25 protein-coding genes and 1 riboswitch are annotated in these 18,290 nt (G+C 37.4%); of the genes, 18 read left to right on the top strand and 7 right to left on the bottom strand.

Features of this window, described 5'->3' with window-relative positions; all coding sequences use genetic code 11:
• Positions 1–444: 444 nt before the first annotated feature.
• A riboswitch (ZMP/ZTP riboswitch) is annotated at positions 445–528 on the top strand.
• 46 nt (positions 529–574) lie between these two features.
• The 4 genes from CZ487_RS17750 (at position 575) to CZ487_RS17735 (ending at position 3,867) form a co-directional block, all read left to right on the top strand.
• Positions 575–1,411: a bifunctional 5,10-methylenetetrahydrofolate dehydrogenase/5,10-methenyltetrahydrofolate cyclohydrolase gene (locus tag CZ487_RS17750; protein ID WP_077213619.1), complete on the top strand. Its 837-nt coding sequence runs from the start codon at positions 575–577 to the stop codon at positions 1,409–1,411.
• A 201-nt stretch (positions 1,412–1,612) separates the two neighbouring features.
• Positions 1,613–3,055 carry a degradosome RNA helicase CshA gene (cshA, locus tag CZ487_RS17745; RefSeq protein WP_084783329.1) on the top strand — a complete coding sequence of 481 codons (1,443 nt, stop codon included), beginning with the start codon at positions 1,613–1,615 and terminating at the stop codon, positions 3,053–3,055.
• Positions 3,056–3,166: 111 nt separating this feature from the next.
• Positions 3,167–3,367: a cold-shock protein gene (locus CZ487_RS17740; RefSeq protein ID WP_077213618.1), complete on the top strand. Its 201-nt coding sequence runs from the start codon at positions 3,167–3,169 to the stop codon at positions 3,365–3,367.
• A gap of 104 nt (positions 3,368–3,471) precedes the next feature.
• Complete coding sequence (locus tag CZ487_RS17735) at positions 3,472–3,867, top strand: cytosolic protein (RefSeq protein ID WP_077213617.1); 396 nt, start codon at positions 3,472–3,474, stop codon at positions 3,865–3,867.
• A gap of 15 nt (positions 3,868–3,882) precedes the next feature.
• On the opposite strand, the gene CZ487_RS17730 is transcribed toward CZ487_RS17735, so the two are convergent.
• The gene (locus CZ487_RS17730) at positions 3,883–4,173 is read right to left on the bottom strand and encodes a DUF6509 family protein (protein WP_077213616.1); all 291 of its coding nucleotides are present in this window, start codon (positions 4,171–4,173) and stop codon (positions 3,883–3,885) included.
• 198 nt (positions 4,174–4,371) lie between these two features.
• On the opposite strand from CZ487_RS17730, the gene CZ487_RS17725 reads away from it, so the two are divergent.
• Entirely contained in the window at positions 4,372–5,754 is a 1,383-nt protein-coding gene (locus CZ487_RS17725; protein WP_077213615.1) for an amino acid permease, read from the top strand.
• Here CZ487_RS17725 and CZ487_RS17720 read toward each other — a convergent pair.
• Positions 5,751–6,374, bottom strand: a complete 624-nt coding sequence (locus CZ487_RS17720) for a LysE family translocator (RefSeq protein ID WP_077213614.1) — start codon at positions 6,372–6,374, stop codon at positions 5,751–5,753. The two genes, CZ487_RS17725 and CZ487_RS17720, sit on opposite strands and share 4 nt — an antisense overlap.
• 108 nt (positions 6,375–6,482) lie before the next feature.
• Complete coding sequence (locus tag CZ487_RS26765; RefSeq protein ID WP_154676051.1) at positions 6,483–6,650, bottom strand: hypothetical protein; 168 nt, start codon at positions 6,648–6,650, stop codon at positions 6,483–6,485.
• Between the two features lie 264 nt (positions 6,651–6,914).
• On the opposite strand from CZ487_RS26765, the gene CZ487_RS17715 reads away from it, so the two are divergent.
• The 9 genes from CZ487_RS17715 to splB all read left to right on the top strand — a co-directional run bounded on the left by CZ487_RS17715 (position 6,915) and on the right by splB (position 11,585).
• A complete protein-coding gene (locus tag CZ487_RS17715; RefSeq protein ID WP_077213612.1) occupies positions 6,915–7,115 on the top strand; it encodes a cold-shock protein in 201 nt (66 codons plus the stop codon).
• A gap of 121 nt (positions 7,116–7,236) precedes the next feature.
• Entirely contained in the window at positions 7,237–7,515 is a 279-nt protein-coding gene (locus tag CZ487_RS17710) for a hypothetical protein (RefSeq protein WP_077213611.1), read from the top strand.
• Positions 7,516–7,784: 269 nt separating this feature from the next.
• On the top strand, positions 7,785–8,279 hold the full coding sequence (locus CZ487_RS17705) for a hypothetical protein (RefSeq protein WP_077213609.1): 495 nt from the start codon (positions 7,785–7,787) through the stop codon (positions 8,277–8,279).
• A gap of 241 nt (positions 8,280–8,520) precedes the next feature.
• Complete coding sequence (locus CZ487_RS17700) at positions 8,521–8,742, top strand: hypothetical protein (RefSeq protein WP_077213608.1); 222 nt, start codon at positions 8,521–8,523, stop codon at positions 8,740–8,742.
• 50 nt (positions 8,743–8,792) lie between these two features.
• Positions 8,793–9,293 carry a flavin reductase family protein gene (locus CZ487_RS17695; protein WP_237562914.1) on the top strand — a complete coding sequence of 167 codons (501 nt, stop codon included), beginning with the start codon at positions 8,793–8,795 and terminating at the stop codon, positions 9,291–9,293.
• 209 nt (positions 9,294–9,502) lie between these two features.
• On the top strand, positions 9,503–9,640 hold the full coding sequence (locus CZ487_RS27270; protein WP_202617853.1) for a hypothetical protein: 138 nt from the start codon (positions 9,503–9,505) through the stop codon (positions 9,638–9,640).
• Positions 9,641–9,796: 156 nt separating this feature from the next.
• The gene (locus CZ487_RS17690) at positions 9,797–10,165 is read left to right on the top strand and encodes a carboxymuconolactone decarboxylase family protein (RefSeq protein ID WP_139339652.1); all 369 of its coding nucleotides are present in this window, start codon (positions 9,797–9,799) and stop codon (positions 10,163–10,165) included.
• A gap of 140 nt (positions 10,166–10,305) precedes the next feature.
• Complete coding sequence (locus tag CZ487_RS17685; protein WP_077213605.1) at positions 10,306–10,542, top strand: transcriptional regulator SplA domain-containing protein; 237 nt, start codon at positions 10,306–10,308, stop codon at positions 10,540–10,542.
• Between the two features lie 14 nt (positions 10,543–10,556).
• Complete coding sequence (splB, locus tag CZ487_RS17680) at positions 10,557–11,585, top strand: spore photoproduct lyase (protein WP_077213603.1); 1,029 nt, start codon at positions 10,557–10,559, stop codon at positions 11,583–11,585.
• 45 nt (positions 11,586–11,630) lie between these two features.
• On the opposite strand, the gene CZ487_RS17675 is transcribed toward splB, so the two are convergent.
• Entirely contained in the window at positions 11,631–12,488 is an 858-nt protein-coding gene (locus CZ487_RS17675) for a manganese catalase (protein WP_077213601.1), read from the bottom strand.
• 93 nt (positions 12,489–12,581) lie between these two features.
• Complete coding sequence (locus CZ487_RS17670) at positions 12,582–13,214, bottom strand: LysE family transporter (protein ID WP_237562913.1); 633 nt, start codon at positions 13,212–13,214, stop codon at positions 12,582–12,584.
• 224 nt (positions 13,215–13,438) lie between these two features.
• Here CZ487_RS17670 and hprK point away from each other — a divergent pair, with 224 nt between their 5' ends.
• The 3 genes from hprK (at position 13,439) to CZ487_RS17655 (ending at position 16,667) form a co-directional block, all read left to right on the top strand.
• The gene (hprK, locus tag CZ487_RS17665; RefSeq protein ID WP_077213599.1) at positions 13,439–14,347 is read left to right on the top strand and encodes an HPr(Ser) kinase/phosphatase; all 909 of its coding nucleotides are present in this window, start codon (positions 13,439–13,441) and stop codon (positions 14,345–14,347) included.
• A 13-nt stretch (positions 14,348–14,360) separates the two neighbouring features.
• On the top strand, positions 14,361–15,314 hold the full coding sequence (gene uvsE, locus CZ487_RS17660) for a UV DNA damage repair endonuclease UvsE (protein ID WP_077213598.1): 954 nt from the start codon (positions 14,361–14,363) through the stop codon (positions 15,312–15,314).
• Positions 15,315–15,500: 186 nt separating this feature from the next.
• Positions 15,501–16,667 carry an acyl-CoA dehydrogenase family protein gene (locus tag CZ487_RS17655; RefSeq protein WP_077213596.1) on the top strand — a complete coding sequence of 389 codons (1,167 nt, stop codon included), beginning with the start codon at positions 15,501–15,503 and terminating at the stop codon, positions 16,665–16,667.
• 222 nt (positions 16,668–16,889) lie between these two features.
• On the opposite strand, the gene CZ487_RS17650 is transcribed toward CZ487_RS17655, so the two are convergent.
• Both CZ487_RS17650 and CZ487_RS27265 read right to left on the bottom strand, forming a co-directional pair.
• Positions 16,890–17,069 (bottom strand): H-type small acid-soluble spore protein, encoded by a 180-nt coding sequence (locus tag CZ487_RS17650; protein ID WP_077213593.1) that lies wholly within the window; start codon positions 17,067–17,069, stop codon positions 16,890–16,892.
• Positions 17,070–17,117: 48 nt separating this feature from the next.
• Positions 17,118–17,273: a hypothetical protein gene (locus CZ487_RS27265; protein WP_202617852.1), complete on the bottom strand. Its 156-nt coding sequence runs from the start codon at positions 17,271–17,273 to the stop codon at positions 17,118–17,120.
• Positions 17,274–17,444: 171 nt separating this feature from the next.
• On the opposite strand from CZ487_RS27265, the gene CZ487_RS17645 reads away from it, so the two are divergent.
• Positions 17,445–18,239 carry a DUF2935 domain-containing protein gene (locus CZ487_RS17645; RefSeq protein WP_077213584.1) on the top strand — a complete coding sequence of 265 codons (795 nt, stop codon included), beginning with the start codon at positions 17,445–17,447 and terminating at the stop codon, positions 18,237–18,239.
• The last annotated feature ends 51 nt before the right edge of the window (positions 18,240–18,290 follow it).

The following is an 18,290-nucleotide window of genomic DNA, read 5'->3' as shown; positions in this document are numbered from 1 at the left end:
AAAGGTATGTTACTTTCTCGTATTTGAGAAAGTTATTTGGGCATGTATGCTCTATAAAGAAAAAGAGTAATAAAGAATCGTTTGAGGAAGAAATTTTTAATCTGCATTCCTATAGTTAAATAGCTATAACCTCCACATCCCCTTATTATTTCTATATCTTCAAGAACTTGTTTTCTAATTTAACCATATTGAAGCAAAAACCTCTGGAGCATTTATTCCAAATATGATGAAAAATAACCTGATTCCTACTGGCGCGGTCTAGGAACCGTAAAGATGAAAGAGAGGCAGGGCTTTCGTTGTTTTGGGTTTTAACCAAACAAACCATTTTAGAAAAATATCAATAAAGGACAACTTTTGTTGTCCTTTTAATATACGAACATTAGTATATAAATTGCATTGTAATATCTGTGTTTTTTGGTATAATGAAATTGAAAATTATTGTTAAGATTCCGTAGTAACTGACGACAATAGTGGAATAGACCACAGTGGAGCTGCGCGAGTGTATAGCCGGTCGTCTGGGCAGAGTAGTGTGAGGATGCCTTGCCTACTTTTAATACTCAGGGAGGAAATATACATGACTGAAAAGTTGATTTTAGATGGGAACGTAGTTGCAAACGAAGTGAAAGATGCTCTTAAAAGCAGAATTCAAGCTCTAAAGGAAAAGAATATTACACCATGTCTGGCAACGATTTTAGTGGGTGATGATCCTTCGTCAGCTACATATGTAAAAATGAAAGGTAATGCTTGCAATCGTTTAGGGATTGAATCAAGAAAAATACACTTACCGAAAGAAACAACAACGGAAGAGTTACTGAATACAATTCATGAACTAAATGAAGATTCAAGTGTTCATGGGATTCTTCTGCAACATCCCGTGCCGGATCATATTGATGAAAGACAAGCATTTGAAGCGATTTCCGTGGAAAAAGATGTTGATGGTGTAACAAGCTGGGGATATGGCCAAACAGCACTAGGCTTTGGATTATATCCATCCTGCACACCGGCTGCGATACTTCAAATCATGAAGCATTATAATATAGATGCTGAAGGGAAACATGCCGTAGTTGTTGGCAGAAGTCCAATTCTAGGTAAACCAGTATCAGCTCTTTTGTTAAATGAAAATGCAACAGTAACAACATGTCACTCGCGTACAACAGATTTACCACAATTTTTAAAAACGGCAGATATCGTTGTAGCAGCTGTAGGAAAGCCTAACTTTATTAAGGGTGAATGGCTAAAAGATGGTGTCGTGGTACTTGATGCTGGATATAATCCAGGGAATATTGGGGATGCCGATTACTCGTCCTGCTATGAAAAAGCATCAGCAATAACTCCAGTGCCAGGAGGCGTTGGGCCGGTAACGATTTCAATGCTTTTAAAACATACAGTTGATGCAGCAGAAAGACGCTAAAGTTTTAGCAATAACAACAAAAGTATATTACATTGTTTAGGTGATGCAATATAGTAATGCATCACCTTTTTATTTGTAGAGAGGTTTTTTAGGGGATATTAACAATATCTCCTACGTTTGAAAACCTTATTTTTAAGGAAAATTAAAGTAGAGATTTGTAAAAAGTTTAATTGCAAGTTACAAAAAGGAGGGCAAATTATTTTGACAACATTTGCTGATTTTGGTTTAAGTAAAGAGTTAGAGAAGTCAGTTTTAAATATGGGGTTTGAAGAGCCTACCCCAATACAGGCACAATCTATTCCAATTGCATTGAATGGAAGGGACATGATCGGTCAAGCTCAAACAGGGACTGGGAAAACAACTGCTTTTGGTGTGCCGTTGATTGAGAAAATCACGGTTGATGGCGGAATACAAGGACTTGTTATTGCACCAACAAGAGAATTAGCTGTCCAAGTGGCAGAAGAGCTTAATCGGATTGGTCAAGTTAAGGGCATCCGTACATTGCCAATTTACGGAGGGCAGGATATCAATCGACAAATCCGATCATTAAAAAAGAAACCGCAGATTATTGCCGCTACCCCGGGGAGACTGATTGACCATATTGATAGAAGAACGATTCGGTTAAATCAAATCAAAATGGTAGTACTTGATGAAGCAGACGAAATGCTTAATATGGGCTTTATTGAAGATATTGAGAGGATCTTAGGAGATATTCCAGAAGGTCGTCAAACCTTGCTGTTCTCTGCTACAATGCCGAAGAGAATTCAATCTCTTGCAGAACGGTTTATGGTTGAGCCAGAGCTGGTGAAAGTAAAAGCAAAAGAAATGACCGTGACGAACATCGAACAATATTATTTAGAAGTACATGAGAAACAAAAGTTTGATGTTCTTACGAGTATGTTAGATATCGATTCACCTGACTTGGCCATTGTATTTGGGCGAACAAAGAAGCGTGTAGACGAAGTCGTAGAAGGATTAATTAAAAGAGGATATTCAGCTGAGGGAATTCATGGAGATATTCCTCAAGCGAAACGTGATCAAGTTATCCGTCGTTTTAAAGATCAAACGATTGAAATAATGGTTGCAACAGATGTTGCTGCCAGAGGGCTTGATATTAGCGGTGTAACTCATGTTTATAATTTTGATATTCCTCAGGATCCAGAAAGCTATGTGCATAGAATTGGCCGAACAGGGCGTGCTGGAAAAAAAGGGCTAGCTTATACATTCGTTACGCCTAGGGAAATTGATCACCTGCGAATCATTGAGCAAGTGACTAAAAAGAAGATGACCAAAAAGAAAGTGCCGACTTTTAAAGAAGTAATCGCAGGAAATCAAGAGGCGACTATTTCAAAGCTTATGAGAGTGATCGAAAATGGAGAGAATGCAGAGTATAAGAGGGCTGCTGAGAGCATGCTTGAAGATATGGATTCTGTATCATTACTTTCTGCTGCTTTAAAATTATTAACGAAAGAGCCGGATGTAACACCAGTTACATTGACTGCTGTTGCACCTCTCCGTAATAAAAAGCCAAAGTCATTTGGAGGCCGCAGTAATAATAGCAGAGATAGAAGCGGACGTTCAAATGACCGAAATAGAAGGTCAGATAGGGGCGGCGGAAGCAGAAATCGCAAGAAAAACCAATAAACAAAAAAATTATTTAAAAATAACGGATTAAAAACCTAAAATTAGGCAAAATATAGATGTGGTGATACATAAGTGATCATCAAACGTTTTCGAATTTTAGGAGGATTATGAATGGCAACTGGTAAAGTAAAATGGTTTAATTCAGAAAAAGGTTTCGGTTTTATTGAGGTGGAAGGCGGAGAAGACGTATTTGTTCATTACTCTGCAATCCAAACTGAAGGGTTTAAGACCCTTGAAGAGGGTCAAGAAGTTTCCTTTGATATTGAAGAAGGTCAACGCGGGCCGCAAGCAGTCAATGTAACGAAATCATAAGGTTTAATTACCTGAGTCCTGAGTCCCTCTTTGGGACTCTTTTCACTTTACGAAAACATTTAAATTGAAAAGTTTGTTTATATAAAGAAGGACGTGTTAAAGAGATGAAAAGTTTTAAAGTGAATTTCCACAAAGAGGATCAAGTTGATGCGATGAACGTCCAAAAATTAAATGAAGAAGATTTCAACAGGGTTACCGATGGCGGTACGCGCCATTTATTTGAATTGGATACAAACATAGGTCTTTTTGTGTATTTTGATGGTGAAGATAAAGACGGGAATGTCTCTTATCTAGTCTTGCACTATGAGGAGGAGCAGGAGGAACCGTCCGGTTGTTATTTATTTGAACTAAGGGATTTTTATGAATTTGCAGCACTGCATTTAAATGGTTTGGAATTCCAAGCTGAAAGTGAAGAAGAGGAAGAAGAATATGGCCCTATTCATCATTTAGCGCATCTTATGTACCATATTATTGAAGAAGGAAAAAATCTAGAAGAGTAAAGAGCGAAGGCTCTTTTACTCTTCTTCTTGAAGATGTTCCCTGCAATAAGCTTCAATTAGCTCTAACTCGTCCTCTTCAAGCTCAAAGTCAAGCACTTTTTCAGTTGTATTTTCAATAATATTATAATGGGAAATGCGTTTTCCTTTTTCATCAACCACATAGAGAACTTTTATTTGTAATCCATTCTCCGTATAAAGTTCATCCTCTTCGTCTACATTTATATGTAAGAAATATTCATAACGATCTCCAGTTAGTATACCAAATGGATCCTCTAGTCTCTCTAAGCTATGGTCTGTAATCTCCATTTTATTCATCCTCTCAATTAATTAGAAACATTACTATTTTATACATTTTGCGTTAATTATAAAAGCAGAAATTTATAAGAAGCAAATTGTATCCATTCTTTTTTATGATCAAGAACATTTTTTCTCCGTACTAGGAAACATTAAGAATGATTGTATTAGTAATTTTATCACAACCTTAATGTAAGGGAGAGAATAAATATGAGTGCAGAAAAAACAGAAAATGGCGGGAGTATACAGTGGTGGCAGCTTTCCCTGATCGGTGTAGGCTGTATCATTGGAACAGGATTCTTTCTAGGGTCTGCGATTGCAATCGAGATGACCGGACCGTCTGTTGTGATTGTGTTTCTTCTCGCTGCAATTGGAACATATATTGTTTATGACTCCTTAGGAAGGATGTCTGCCAAAGATCCGCAAAAAGGTTCGTTTCGGTCGTACGCAAAAAAAGCATATGGTCCGTCACTTGGATTCACTAGCGGCTGGGTTTATTGGGTGTCAGAGATGTTGATTATCGGCAGCCAACTAACAGCCCTATCGATTTTCACAAAATTTTGGTTTGATAATATTCCTTTATGGGTTTTGTCTACAATCTATGCGGTGCTTGGAATTATTGTTGTATTGTTAGGCAGTAAAGGTTTTGAGAAAATTGAGAACCTCCTTGGTGTTATAAAAATTTCTGCTATTTTGATGTTCATTATAATTGCCCTTTTGGCTATTTTTGGTATTGTGGATGGTGATAAAGGATTTAAAGCAGTTCCAGGATCACTTAATGAATTTATGCCAAATGGAGTAATGGGATTATGGGCTGCGCTTATTTTTGGTTTTTATGCCTTTGGGGGCATAGAAATAATGGGGATTATGGCAACGCGATTAAAAAGTAAAGATGATGCACCAAAAGCTGGAAAGGTCATGCTGATTGTTCTTACAACTATTTATATAGTGTCTTTAGGAATAGCTGTGACCATGATATCGTGGAAAGAGTTCACTGATAAGAAAAGCCCATTTGTTTCTGCGTTACATGAATATAACAACCTTGCATTCGTTCCTCATGTTTTTAATGCTGCTTTAATTATTGCTGGATTTTCGACCATGGCCGCATCTTTATTTGCGGTAACATCAATGCTTGTCACAATGTCAGAAGAGAATGATGCTCCAGCTGTCTTTGCTAGAAAGGGAAAATTAAAAGTCCCGACACTTGCATTGGGGCTGACAGTATCAGGATTAGTTGTATCGATTATCATGGCTTTATTAATGCCTGGGCGGATATACGAGTACATTACTACAGCTGCGGGACTTATGCTGCTGTATAATTGGCTGGTTGTCCTCGTTTCAGCACCGAAACTTCTTGACTTCACCCGCTTTGACCATTTTAAGAGAGTGATCGGGATGATTCTGATTGCCCTGGCAGTAAGCGGAACATTGTTAGAAAAAGCAAGCAGACCTGGTCTCTTTGTCAGCTTGGCATTTGTATTCGTGATCTTAGCTGCGAGTACCATCCTGTACTTTCTTCGTAAGAAAAAGAAAAAGGAGCTCAGAGGACGCCATTCGAATATGCTGCGTGTCCATCGATTGCATCGCCGTTAGAAAAATAACTTATAGGCTTCATATCCAAAGAATATCCCAAAGCCAATTAAGGAAAGACTTGAGAGGATTGTAATAAGAGTCAGCACCTTGGCCGTTAATAGCTTTCGGAAGCTGCTTGCAATGCATGCCATTGTAATATCCCAAATAACTAATCCTAAGATAATCCCGCTGCTATAAAGCAGTAATTGCTCCTCATTGTATGTAGTGGCTGTTTTAGCTAGAACGGATCCATATATGCCTAACCAAAAAAGAATCGTTAATGGGTTGGATATCGACATAAGGAAACCGGTCAAAAATGATTTTTGCAATGTTTCATCATTCGTTCTTGTGGTATTGACAAATTTTCCAGCACTATAAAGACTTTCTATTCCTGTATAGGTTAAAACAAAGCAGCCGAAAAGCCAAAGGAAGGCTTTGATAATTGGAATCTCAATAAACTGTGAAAATCCTAAGAAAACGGCTATCATATAAACGATGTCTGCAATTACGGATCCAAGGCCTAAAACCCAAGCGTTTAAAAAGCCGTTTTTAATGCCCCTGTCCACTTGCGCAGCGTTTACAGGTCCTATCGGAGCTGCAAGTGATAGTCCGAGAAGTACGTAACTAAAAAAAACGACCATTGAAAGACCCTCCCAAGAAATATGTGTAAGTTAATGCTCGTACACATTCTATTCTTGAGAGGGTGTTTGTACTACAAAAATATTCACTTAATCTGTCCTCTTGATGCCTTAATCATTTTCATGTTGTTCCGTGAGCAATTTTTCATTTAAGAAAGTATTGATGGTTGTAGCATAGGGAATTGATTGTAAACTTAATTCATCCTCTAAAGCAAAATGATGTGTCGCATTTTTAGTAATATCACCGGACTTAAGCATAGTTCTTTTTTTATTTTTCAACATCATACCTCCTTCGTATCTAAAAGTAAAATTCTGGTTGGACTTACTTTTTTAGTATGTTCTCTGTTTTGATTTTACATGAATCACTATACAAACTTTCAAAAAAGTGGTATTATTAATATAAAGGTATTGCATCCTACAGGAAATTCACTTATCATAAAAAGTTAAACGTTTGTTGCCCTTTTTATGATGTGTGATTTTTTTATTTTGTTCTTGGTATCCTCATGCATATCTTTTCACAGTTCAAATTGGGAGTGATTATTGATGGGATTTGGAAGAAGAAATCCAGAAGAAATTGTTACAGAGGAAACTAAAATTTGGGTTTGTAAGTCTGACAAATGTAATTGTTGGGTTCGTGACAATTTTAAGAGCAGTGAGGAACCTACATGTCCAATCTGCAATAGCGAAATGGAGCAAACCACAAAAGTTCTTGAGGTTATTAACAATCCCGGAAAACACTCTTAAAGTCCAACATAAAAACAGGATGAACACTATTTTTAAATAGTGTTTTTTTTATTGATTAAATTCTTTGTAAAAAGTTAACCAATAAATAAAAAGGATGCAGCCGCTTTTGGGAGGTATAATTTTGGAGAAAATCTATTCACAACCATATTCCATTATTGAACGAAAGATTATTGATAACGAGCAGCATATTATAAAAAGGAAATCTTTTATCCGCCTCTATCAGGATAAAATTACTACAGACAAGAATGTTTTTCTCATGAGAGAAATACACGATATTTCCTACCGACAAGGATTATTGAACGGAATGCTTTACATACATACCAACCAAGGTGTATTTCCTTATATGGTTTTATCTGATCCGGCTCGTTTTATAGAGGAGGTTAAGAAATTGATTGTATAAGAAGGCGTATTCTGGATTGTATTATGTTGTTTTCCCATTTGAAATGCCTGACATACTTTTTCTTTTAACTTACAGCAAAGACAAAAACTGCATGCTTTAATCAAGTCTGATAAGTGCAAATTAAAGATGTCTCGTAAAAAAAGGTGATGCTTCTGACAAAGTATCGCTGCCTAATGTCATGTAGGTTGTAAGACGAGCGAGGCGAGAGAAGAAAATAGTACCCAGTAATCAGATGTGATTCACATAAATGAAAAATGGGAGGACAACTTATGAATAAAAAGATTCTTCTTTCAGGTGCGTCTGTCATGTTGTCGCTTGGACTATTATCAGCCTGTGGTGTTGATAATAATGGTGTTGAGACAGATGGCTCCGGTACACATATAACGCCTGTCCGTTACGATCGTCAGAACAATAATGGTGTTTTTGATAATGACCTAAGAAATAACAATGTCGACCCAGTTCGTTATGATACAGACGAGAATGGCATGTTTAATAACAATAACAGAGGACTTGATGGCCACGGTACGAATAACAATCGTTATAATGGAAACAATGACGACGGTCTGTTTGACGTAAACAACGATCGTGACAACAATGACTTGTTCGATAACGATGATAATAATCGCGGTTTATTTAACATAGATAATGATAGAGATAATGACTTGTTTGACAATGATGTTGATAATGATCTTTTGAAAGACAATGGTAGAAGAACACGTCAAGTTGACCCAGGTACACAAGGTAACGTAGACGGACGTTCCTAACTAAATGGCAAGGCACTAACATGAATCGTTAGTGCCTTGTTTTTATTTTTAAATGTGTCTTTTTATTGAACAAATCACTGTTTAATTATATAATCAAGAATAAGAAATAAAATTGTATAAAATGTGAATTTTAAGGTAGATGATCGACCACTGCACCTATATCCTCTTGCATACATACAAGATAAGAACCTCAAGAGTTAGGACTATTTTTTGGAAACTTATAAAGAAGGGGAGAAAAGACATGATTAGAATGGCAGTTGCAGGTGTTGGAGGATTTATACTTGTTTTTATCGAATCATATGTTGTCATGCTCTTTAAAGGTTATTACACAATCGAATTTGGCGGAATAACCCCCTTCATTAGTGTATGGGCGATGAATTTCTTCCTGCTCTTCTCAATTTTTACTCAGATTCAATTATGGTATGAAGAGAAACAAGCAAGTGAGGGAACATCAATAGAATAACTAAGATGTTGACGATTTCTTTGCAGAATTCAGAAAGGTGGTTTAAGCAATTGAGTAATACTCCAGATCAAGTGGCAATGTTTAAGCAAATTATGGGAAGCTATCCTACAGGAGTTACTGTAGTAACGGCACTTAATAAAGAAGGAAAACCTATGGGTATGACGGTAAACTCTTTTGCATCTGTTTCATTGTCTCCTTTATTAATTTTATGGTGTATTGATCGTAAGGTTTCAATGTTTGATGACTTCCAAAGCACGGACAAATTTGCTGTACATGTTTTATCAAAAGATCAAGCTGATGCATGTTGGACTTTTGCAGGTAAAGAAGCAGATCGTTTTTCAAAAGTAACATGGAATCAATCAGAACATCAATTACCAATTATTTCAGACTCGTTGGGAGTTCTAGAATGCAAAAAGGTAAATCAAATTGATGCTGGGGATCATGTCATTTATATTGGCGAAGTGATTGGACTAAGTGCTAATGAGAATGATCCATTATTATATTACCGCAGAAATGTTGGGGCAATCCCAGAAGGATGGCCTAATCAATAATTAAATACTTAGAGCATAAGCCACCCAAAAGGTCATCCTGATGATCTATTGGGTGGCTTTTTTAATGGATTCTTTCATAAGATTTAACTGGGCATTTTCTGATTCCTAATAATTTGCGGGAATTTTTCTATTGACACCACCTTCTTTACTGTTATATATTATAATAAATTATCATTATCTGTTATATAACAAAAAAGGGGAGAAAAAAGATGAAACAGTACTGGGAAGCATACGAAATTTATAGAATGGCTTGTGAAAACTATGGTATGGAATCATTAAAATTCCAGCAATTCATTAATTATTTGACTGAAAAACAGCTAAATGAATATTTAAAGAAAGCGAACTAATCCTATATGAAATCTATAATAGCCAGTTGACCCTTCTGTTTTCCCCGCGGGAAATATGGAGGGTTTTTAATTTTTTCTAAACAAGGTCTCTTCGTATAATTAATGAAAATTGATTCATACTAACGATGTAATTTTGAAGATATGGAGTTGGATATGATGGAACAAATGGAACCACGCAATGATACAGAAGCGGCATTGTACGAGTTCAAAAGCGGGTTAGGTACTTTCACTCAAAAAATGCCAGATATCGCCCAGCATTTTAATGCATTTACAGAAGCTTGTTTCAAGGAAGGCACTTTATCTCAAAAACAAAAGCAATTAATTGCACTCGGTATTAGTGTATTTTCTCAAGATGAGTATTGTATGATTTATCATACAAAAGGTTGTCTTGATCAAGGAGCGACAGAGGAAGAAATCCTAGAAGCAGTAGGAGTTTCGGCTGCGTTTGGCGGTGGCGCTGCAATGAGTCAGACTGTAACGCTTATCCAGGAATGCCTTTCGGATCTCAATCAAATGAAGCAATAATTTTCAAGAAACGTAAAAACCCGAAAATGGAATGGAATCCATTTTCGGGTTTTTACTGTTTTAGCGCTTTTCCAGAAACAAGTAGACATAAATCATGTTAGTTAAAGGCAAAATCTTATTAAAAAGGAGAGGTGAACTTTATGGACTACACTCAAGGATATGAAGCAGGAGATGTTGTTTACGTATTTTATCGAAATCCCCACACACAGGATGTGGCAAATATACAAGAAGCTGCGGTAGTAAAAAATCCTGAAAGGCCGGATGAATTGGCATTATTCCTTTATGAAACCTATTACCCGCTTACAGATGAAGTGGCAGTATATGCTAATGAGAATGAAGCTGAGCAAGCCTATCAACAATACTTTGGTGACTATTAAAGGGGGACACAACGATCATGAAACCTTTTTCTCCCCAGCTTGTTTATTTTGAACCGAAAGCCCTAGAATACCCGCTTGGGCAGGAACTTAAAGAGAAATTTGAGAAAATGGATGTCGAGATCCGCTATACTACCTCGCATAACCAAGTTAGAAATTTGCCAGGTGAAAGTGATTTTCAAAAATACAGGATTGCAAAATCAACCTTGGTTGTAGGTATTCGAAAAACATTAAAATTTGATACCTCAAAGCCTTCAGCAGAATACGCGATTCCATTTGCGACAGGATGTATGGGCCATTGTCATTACTGTTATTTGCAAACTACAATGGGAACAAAGCCATACATTCGTACATATGTGAATGTTGATGAAATATTGGATGCTGCAGATAAATACATGGAAGAACGTTCACCTGAAATCACTCGGTTTGAGGCGGCTTGTACGTCTGACATTGTTGGGATCGATCACTTAACTCATACACTAAAACGAGCTATTGAGCATTTTGGAAAGTCTGACCTTGGAGTACTGCGGTTCGTTACAAAATTTCACCATGTCGATCATCTCCTTGATGCTAAGCATAATGGGAAAACACGTTTCAGATTTAGCGTTAATGCGAGATATGTCATAAAAAATTTTGAACCGGGTACTTCCCCTCTAGAAAAAAGAATTGAAGCAGCAGGAAAAGTTGCACGCGCTGGTTATCCATTAGGCTTTATCGTCGCTCCAATTTATTTACATGAGGGATGGCAGGAAGGATATAAAGAAATGTTTGAAAAACTGGACGCAGAATTGCCTAAGGATGCTAGAAAGGATATTACCTTTGAATTTATTCAACATCGATTTACGAAACCAGCTAAGAGGGTAATTGAAAAGAATTATCCGATGACAAAACTAGAATTAGATGAGGAGAAAAGAAGGTACAAATGGGGGAAATATGGGATTGGCAAATACATTTATCAAAAAGAGGAAGAAGAAGACATTAAGGAAAATCTTTATGCTTATATGAGGGAGTATTTTCCTGATGCTAAACTTGAGTATTTTACATGAAAAAAACCAGGTTAGAACAAGATGTTGTTCAAACCTGGTTTGTCCTTAGAAACTTGGAGGAACAAGTCCCTTTGGACCCTTAATCACTTGAGGAAGTGTATCGTGAATGTATGGTGGAGCCGGCTTTAATACTGGCTTTGGTGCACATGGTACGGGATTTTCCACATAATTAAATGTTCCGAGACCATCCATACTTGGTCCTTGAGCCCATCTTCCAGCGGCACTTTTATTTCCTCTAGAGAAATTAAATAAAGTGTAAGAAACTTCTTGTTTTTCTAATTCTTTTGGGAAAGTGCTTGGTACTACAACGTTCTCCTTAGCTTCAAGTTCTTTTATCGCAGCAATCCACTGATTCTGATGCATCGTATCACGGGCAATCAGCCATGAAAGCATATCTTTAACACCGCGGTCATTTGTAGCTTCATAAAGTCTGACAACTTGAAGACGCCCTTGAGATTCGGCATTCAGGTTTGCCCGAAAATCTGCTAGTAAATTACCACTGGCAATAATATAATCCGCTTTCCACTTATTCCCAACGCTGTCTGCGGGCATTGCCCCTAGACCAGAAACAATGGCGTGCTGGGGGTTCATTCCACCCAATATAGCACCTATTACTGGATCTTTGGCAGCGTTCTCTAAGTCTCCTACTGGCGCACCATCCAATAACCTAGCGATCATCGTCGCAAGCATCTCGATATGAGCTAGTTCTTCTGCTCCTGTATCCATAAGTAAATCTTTATATTTTCCATCACCGCGAACATTCCAGCCTTGAAATAAATATTGTAATGCTACCGAGATCTCACCAAACTGGCCGCCCAAAACCTCTTGTAACTGCTTAGCAAAAAGCGGATCTGGTCTTTCTGGTTTTGCATGATATTGTAACTCTTTTATATGAAAAAACAATGCCTCTCACCCCACCTATAGCCATTTACTCAAGGTATTTCAATGTATTGTATTAAAGCAGGTGAAATTGGTGTATGTCCCGCGAACATTGGTTTATCCAAAAAGAGATACTATCCCTTGATATCCAAAATAAACTCCAAATCCTACAAGGGATGCGCCCGATATGACAGAGATCGCTTTAAGGCTGCCCATTTTTAAGAATTTCCTGAAGCCCGTCGTAAGGGCCGCAACGAGAATATCCCATAGAGTCAATCCTAGGAATATCATACTGCTATAAATTAAAAGAGAGCTTGTACCATTCATCTGAACGGTTTTAGCTAATACGGATCCATAGATTCCAAGCCAGAATAATATGGATAAAGGGCTCGTGATAGACATAATAAATCCTGTTAGAAAACATTTTGCTAGGGAATCTTTTCCTCTCAGGTTATCAAGGTTGATTGAATTTGCACCCACAATACTTTCAATGCCAGTGTATATAAGAACAAATCCTCCAAACAGCCAAAGGAATATTTGGATAATAGGTATTTCCAAAAAATGTACCATTCCGAGATAAACCATCAGCATGAAAATCCCATCAGCAATCATCGAACCCGCACCAACAACCCATGCATGCCAAAACCCATTTTTGATCCCTTTATCTAACCTCGCAGAATTAACTGGACCAATTGGCGCAGCTAAGGTGAATCCCAGCAGTATGTAACTAAATAAAATACTCGTGCTCAATGTTATCAGCTCCAATCGGCGAAAAGATAGCTTGTACATTCTATGTGAAAAGGAGATAGACTATGAGCATTTATAGTGGATAGATTCATCCTTTTAACGGTATGTAAATACTGAAAAGTACTCGAAAAGGTGCGTGGCGCATGTCACTAATATATTTGTAAATACTAAAGATTAGATAGAAATAAATCTCATTTGCGAATAAAACATGAAAATTGGGTGTTAATATGAATACAATAACAATTCAACACTTAGCAGAAAAATTAAAATTAGAAATTTTAGCGGGTGAACAAGGACTTGAACGAGTCATTGATAATGACGATATTCATCGGCCAGGACTAGAATTAACAGGATATTTTCACTTCTTTCCCAGTGAAAGGATTCAACTTTTAGGAAAACAAGAGATTACGTATTTGCATTCGTTAACAAAAGAAGAAAGAGATGAAAGAATAGGGAATGTAATTAAGAAACATCCACCCTGTATCATCATAACGAGAAATCAAGAAGGCCTTTCTTATTTGATTAAGCATTGTAATGAAGAGGGGGTTGCACTGCTTCGAGCAAAAGAAAAAACAACGAATGTGATAAGTAAGTTAAATAACTATTTAGGTAAAGAATTGGCTGCAAGTATTGGAATACACGCCGTGTGCGTTAATGTCTTTGGCGTGGGCTTATTAATTAGAGGAGAAAGTGGGATTGGTAAGAGTGAAACAGCTCTTTCTTTGATAGAGAGGGGTCACCGGCTCATTTCCGACGATTTAGTGATCCTTAAGAGAATTGATCCAGAAACATTAATTGGAACACATGATAGCACAAACCGAGATTTTTTATCATTAAGAGGAATTGGAATGATCAATGTACCGAGACTCTATGGATCTGGGGCTTTTCAGGATGAGACTTTAATTAATCTAGACATACTATTATCTGCTTGGGACGAGAAGAAGTATTACGATGGAATTGAACCCCCAAAAGCAGTTATTGATTATTTAGATGTCTCGATTCCAAACCTTGAAATTCCTATTCGACCAGGGAGAGACATTGCAAGCTTAGTCGAAGTGGCAGCTAAGAATTGGAGACTTGAACAGCAGGGTTACACAGCTGTCAATGAATTCTATGGACGTATCCAAAACCATTAAAAGGGGACAGTAGATGAAGATTCGTTTTGGCTATGTAGCAAACGCACTGGGATTATGGGATGCAAGTCCTTCGAAATCATTAACATTTGCCCGCTATTCTTCACTTCCGAAAGACGAGAGAATGGATAAACTTAAAGATGTGACTGCTCAAAATTTGGATCATACGAAGAGGATTCTTCATTATAATATAGCTCATGAAGTAAAGCTCTATCGGTTTTCTAGTTCACTCGTTCCTTTAGCTACTCATCCAGAAGTTATGTGGGACTTTGTGAAACCGTTTAAAAAAGAATGGGAAGAACTTGGACATTTAGTTCGAACCTTTCATTTGCGCCCTAGTTTCCATCCTAATCAGTTTACCCTTTTTACAAGTCCTCGTAAAGATGTCACTGTAAATGCTGTTAAGGATATGGAATTTCATTATAGGATGCTAGAAGCAATGGGCGTAGAAGATCGCGGGATTATAAACATTCATATTGGGGGCGCCTATGGGGATAAAGAAAAAACATTAAAAAGGTTCCACGAGAATTTCAAATCCCTGCCTAGACATATAAAAAAGATAACAACTTTAGAAAATGACGATAAAACATATGATATAGCAGAAACTCTAGCAGCCTGTGAGAAGGAAAATATCCCGATGATGTTTGATTACCATCATCATATGGCAAATACAGGTAACCAGGAACTTTCACAATTACTTCCGCGTATCTTCGATAGTTGGAGAGGGAGAGACCTTGTGCCAAAAGTTCATATCTCTTCACCAAAATCAGAAAAAGCATTCCGGTCCCATGCTGATTTCGTATCGTTAGAATTTATTCTGCCTTTCTTAAAAATGGCCAAGGAACTTGACCGGGATTTTGATATTATGATTGAGGCGAAGCAGAAGGATCTCGCGATGCAAAAACTTGTTGAAGATATAGCCGGAATTAGAGGCGTAAGACGACTTACCAGTACGGCGGTGGAATGGTAAGTCTTTTCCTTGAAAGTGCTTAATCAAGATTAAACGGGTTTCAGTAACCTCCTAGCGGTCAAACACGGGAGGTTTTTTTGTGCTCTAGATGATTTTTAATGGTATAAGTTGGACTATATTGGAAGAATTAAAATAAAAATAATTAATAGAGAGTATTGATAGAGAAAAAAGGTGGGGAAGCGGATCATGAACTTTGAATTTACTGGGGAACAAGAAATGTTGAGGAAAGTTACGCGTGAAATTTGTAAGCAATTTGATGATGAGTACTGGCGCAGAATTGAAAAGGAACATATCTTTCCAACTGAATTTTGGAATACATGTGCGAAGGCAGGCTTGATAGGTGTTTTGTTTCCAGAAGAGTATGGTGGTTCAGGACTAAATATTACGGAGGCCGTAATTATATTAATGGAAATTGCCAAATCTGCCGCAGGGATGGATGGTGCTTCGACCATACATTTATCGATGTTTGGTGCCAACCCTTTACTTTATCATGGAAAAAAAGAACAGCTGCAAAAGTATTTGCCGGATGTTTCCAGCGGAAAGCTGCATGTGTGTTTTGGAGTGACAGAACCTAACGCTGGAACTGATACTTCACGTATCGAAACATTTGCAAAAAGGAAAGGCAATAAGTATGTAATTAACGGACATAAAGTATTTATTACAAAGGCTCAAAAGGCAGATCGAATACTGCTCCTTACGAGAACAACCCCTTATGATCGAGTAAAGAAAAAAACCGATGGTATGTCTCTTTTCTTCGCACCTATGGACAGATCAGCTATCACTATTAATGAAATTGAGAAGATGGGTAGAAACGGAATCGATACGAATGAGCTCTTTATCGAAAATTTAGAAGTAGATGAATTTGATCTAATTGGGGAAGAAGGGAAAGGATTTTATTATCTCTTAGATGGACTTAATCCAGAAAGAATGCTGATTGCAGCAGAAGCAGTTGGTATGGGGTATGGGGCTATTGAAAGAGCATGTCAATACGCCAATGAACGCATTGTATTCGGAAGACCGATTGGTCAAAATCAAGGAGTGCAATTTCCGTTAGCAGATGCCTACTCTCATTTAAGGGCCGCTGAAGTATTAATATTTCAAGCTTGCTGGTTATATGAAAATGGACAACCTTGTGGAGCGGAGGCAAACATGGCAAAATTACGCGGTTCAGAAGCAGGTTTTCAGGCTGTCGATCAAGCTTTTCAGACGTTTGGAGGCTATGGTTATGCTAGGGAGTATAATATTGAGCGAATCTATCGGATGGCAAGGCTGCCTAGAATAGCACCTGTTACAAATGAATTAATCAAGAGCTTTGTTGCGGAAAAAGTACTGGGACTTCCGAAATCCTATTAACCACCACTTCAAAAACCTCCTGGCCAGCACAGGAGGTTTTCGATATAACAGAAAAAAATCCGCCCCATTAGAAAGGAACGGAAAAATAAAAGAGACATATACACGAGTAGGATAAACTAAATCCATATATTGTATTCAACAAAATATGTAAATCTATATATTGATTTTATCATAACCTTCCAAAAATGGCAAATTAAATGTTATTCCCTGTTTTTATAGTTATTAAACCTCTTCTAACTCAGAAATTTCTACAGTTGATCTTTCTTCTAATGGGCCTCTTAAGTGCACGGTTGCAGTCCTGCCATCTTCATTAAGCGCGTCAATCCAAACAGACGTCCCATTGTATTTGACATCAATATCAGCAGAGGAAGATAAAATTTGTTTCACTCTGTTCACATCCATCATTTTTCACTCCTATCATAGCTAGATTTATACTATATTTGGTCCTGCCTACTTTTTATTAATTTGTTTTCCGCTCTTCTTTTGACTCTGTGAAGCATCATTTCCCACTTGATAGTCACTGCCAAATTCTACATCTGTTTTACCGCGTTGCTTTGCTAATTGTTGTGAGCTCTGTTCTTTATTTTGCATTCCTTGTTTTGACAATTTCAATTCCTCCATTTACAGTGATTTGTTTCATTTTTTAATATGCTCTTTTTTAAAAATATCATGAGTACATCTAGAGCAATATTGTGAAAAAAGTCTATTGTGAACTGTTGTCATAAAAAACTTTTTCTCTGATATATTTTAGTGAGGTTCGAAAGGGGAGAGGAGATCGTGACAAACGTTGAAGAGTCAGCTATATTTGAACATACCTTTTGGCTGCAGGTGCTAGGTGACCATGCTAGGTTTATTCATGATTCACTAGGTCCACAGGAAAAAGAAGCCATTCAGAGGGCAGCTGTTTTTATCACAATCTTTGATGAATTACTTTCGAGGGTGAACAGTTCGGATATCATTCAATTAAGCATGGAAGCTGAAGTTGAAGTGGAAAAACTTCGTGAATTCAAGCTCGAAATAATCGAGAGGCATCTCATAGGAAAAATTACGATTCATCTCGGTCCGACCTTTATAAATCACATGGTTAATGAACTTGAGGAGTACCAACTTTTATTAGGGTACTTAAAAAAGGGTGAAAAGCCGCCGATTTTTCATGAATTGCACCACCATTTACTCTGGTTATTAGACGGAGCCGGGCATGCTGGTGCTATCTCGGACAATATGGACAGAATTGAGAAGAAAATAAAAGCGAAGAGTGACGAATTTACGAAGGATTTTGAAGGGTTTTACTTAAAGGCTGTCGAGATGGCAGGTTTTTTACGGACCAACCTTGATTCCTTTCCTGCACTTGAGAGGTTTAACGAGGAGGTTTCTCTTGAAATGAAACTTTTTCAAAATTTTCTTAATGAGATTGAGGAATTAGAATTGAGTATGGAGGCGTTAGGTACATTTGCGCCACTCATGGCTGATCATATGATGAGAGAAGAATGTTATTATTTAACAAAACTTTCCGAGAGTACCAAACTACCTCAACCTGATTGTGATCCAACTAAGCCTCGCTTGAAAAGTTAGGGCTAAAAAACGAAAAACACTAGGGCTGATTGCCCTAGTGTTTTCTTAGAC

It is taken from the genome of Robertmurraya dakarensis (assembly GCF_900156875.1).
Classification (GTDB): domain Bacteria; phylum Bacillota; class Bacilli; order Bacillales; family Cytobacillaceae; genus Robertmurraya; species Robertmurraya dakarensis.
Note: the sequence above shows the minus strand (reverse complement) of the source record. Positions and strands in the feature narration are given on the sequence as shown.

Coding starts and splice junctions, on each gene's coding strand:
- CZ487_RS17715 (WP_077213612.1), top strand. CDS start 6,915: ATGGGATTTGGAAGAAGAAATCCAGAAGAAATTGTTACAGAGGAAACT.
- uvsE (WP_077213598.1), top strand. CDS start 14,361: ATGAAGATTCGTTTTGGCTATGTAGCAAACGCACTGGGATTATGGGAT.
- CZ487_RS17705 (WP_077213609.1), top strand. CDS start 7,785: ATGAATAAAAAGATTCTTCTTTCAGGTGCGTCTGTCATGTTGTCGCTT.
- CZ487_RS17720 (WP_077213614.1), bottom strand. CDS start 6,374: ATGGTCGTTTTTTTTAGTTACGTACTTCTCGGACTATCACTTGCAGCT.
- CZ487_RS17700 (WP_077213608.1), top strand. CDS start 8,521: ATGATTAGAATGGCAGTTGCAGGTGTTGGAGGATTTATACTTGTTTTT.
- CZ487_RS17655 (WP_077213596.1), top strand. CDS start 15,501: ATGAACTTTGAATTTACTGGGGAACAAGAAATGTTGAGGAAAGTTACG.
- CZ487_RS17650 (WP_077213593.1), bottom strand. CDS start 17,069: ATGGATGTGAACAGAGTGAAACAAATTTTATCTTCCTCTGCTGATATT.
- hprK (WP_077213599.1), top strand. CDS start 13,439: ATGAATACAATAACAATTCAACACTTAGCAGAAAAATTAAAATTAGAA.
- CZ487_RS17730 (WP_077213616.1), bottom strand. CDS start 4,173: ATGGAGATTACAGACCATAGCTTAGAGAGACTAGAGGATCCATTTGGT.
- CZ487_RS27270 (WP_202617853.1), top strand. CDS start 9,503: ATGAAACAGTACTGGGAAGCATACGAAATTTATAGAATGGCTTGTGAA.
- CZ487_RS17750 (WP_077213619.1), top strand. CDS start 575: ATGACTGAAAAGTTGATTTTAGATGGGAACGTAGTTGCAAACGAAGTG.
- CZ487_RS17735 (WP_077213617.1), top strand. CDS start 3,472: ATGAAAAGTTTTAAAGTGAATTTCCACAAAGAGGATCAAGTTGATGCG.
- CZ487_RS17725 (WP_077213615.1), top strand. CDS start 4,372: ATGAGTGCAGAAAAAACAGAAAATGGCGGGAGTATACAGTGGTGGCAG.
- CZ487_RS17740 (WP_077213618.1), top strand. CDS start 3,167: ATGGCAACTGGTAAAGTAAAATGGTTTAATTCAGAAAAAGGTTTCGGT.
- CZ487_RS17690 (WP_139339652.1), top strand. CDS start 9,797: ATGGAACAAATGGAACCACGCAATGATACAGAAGCGGCATTGTACGAG.
- CZ487_RS17685 (WP_077213605.1), top strand. CDS start 10,306: ATGGACTACACTCAAGGATATGAAGCAGGAGATGTTGTTTACGTATTT.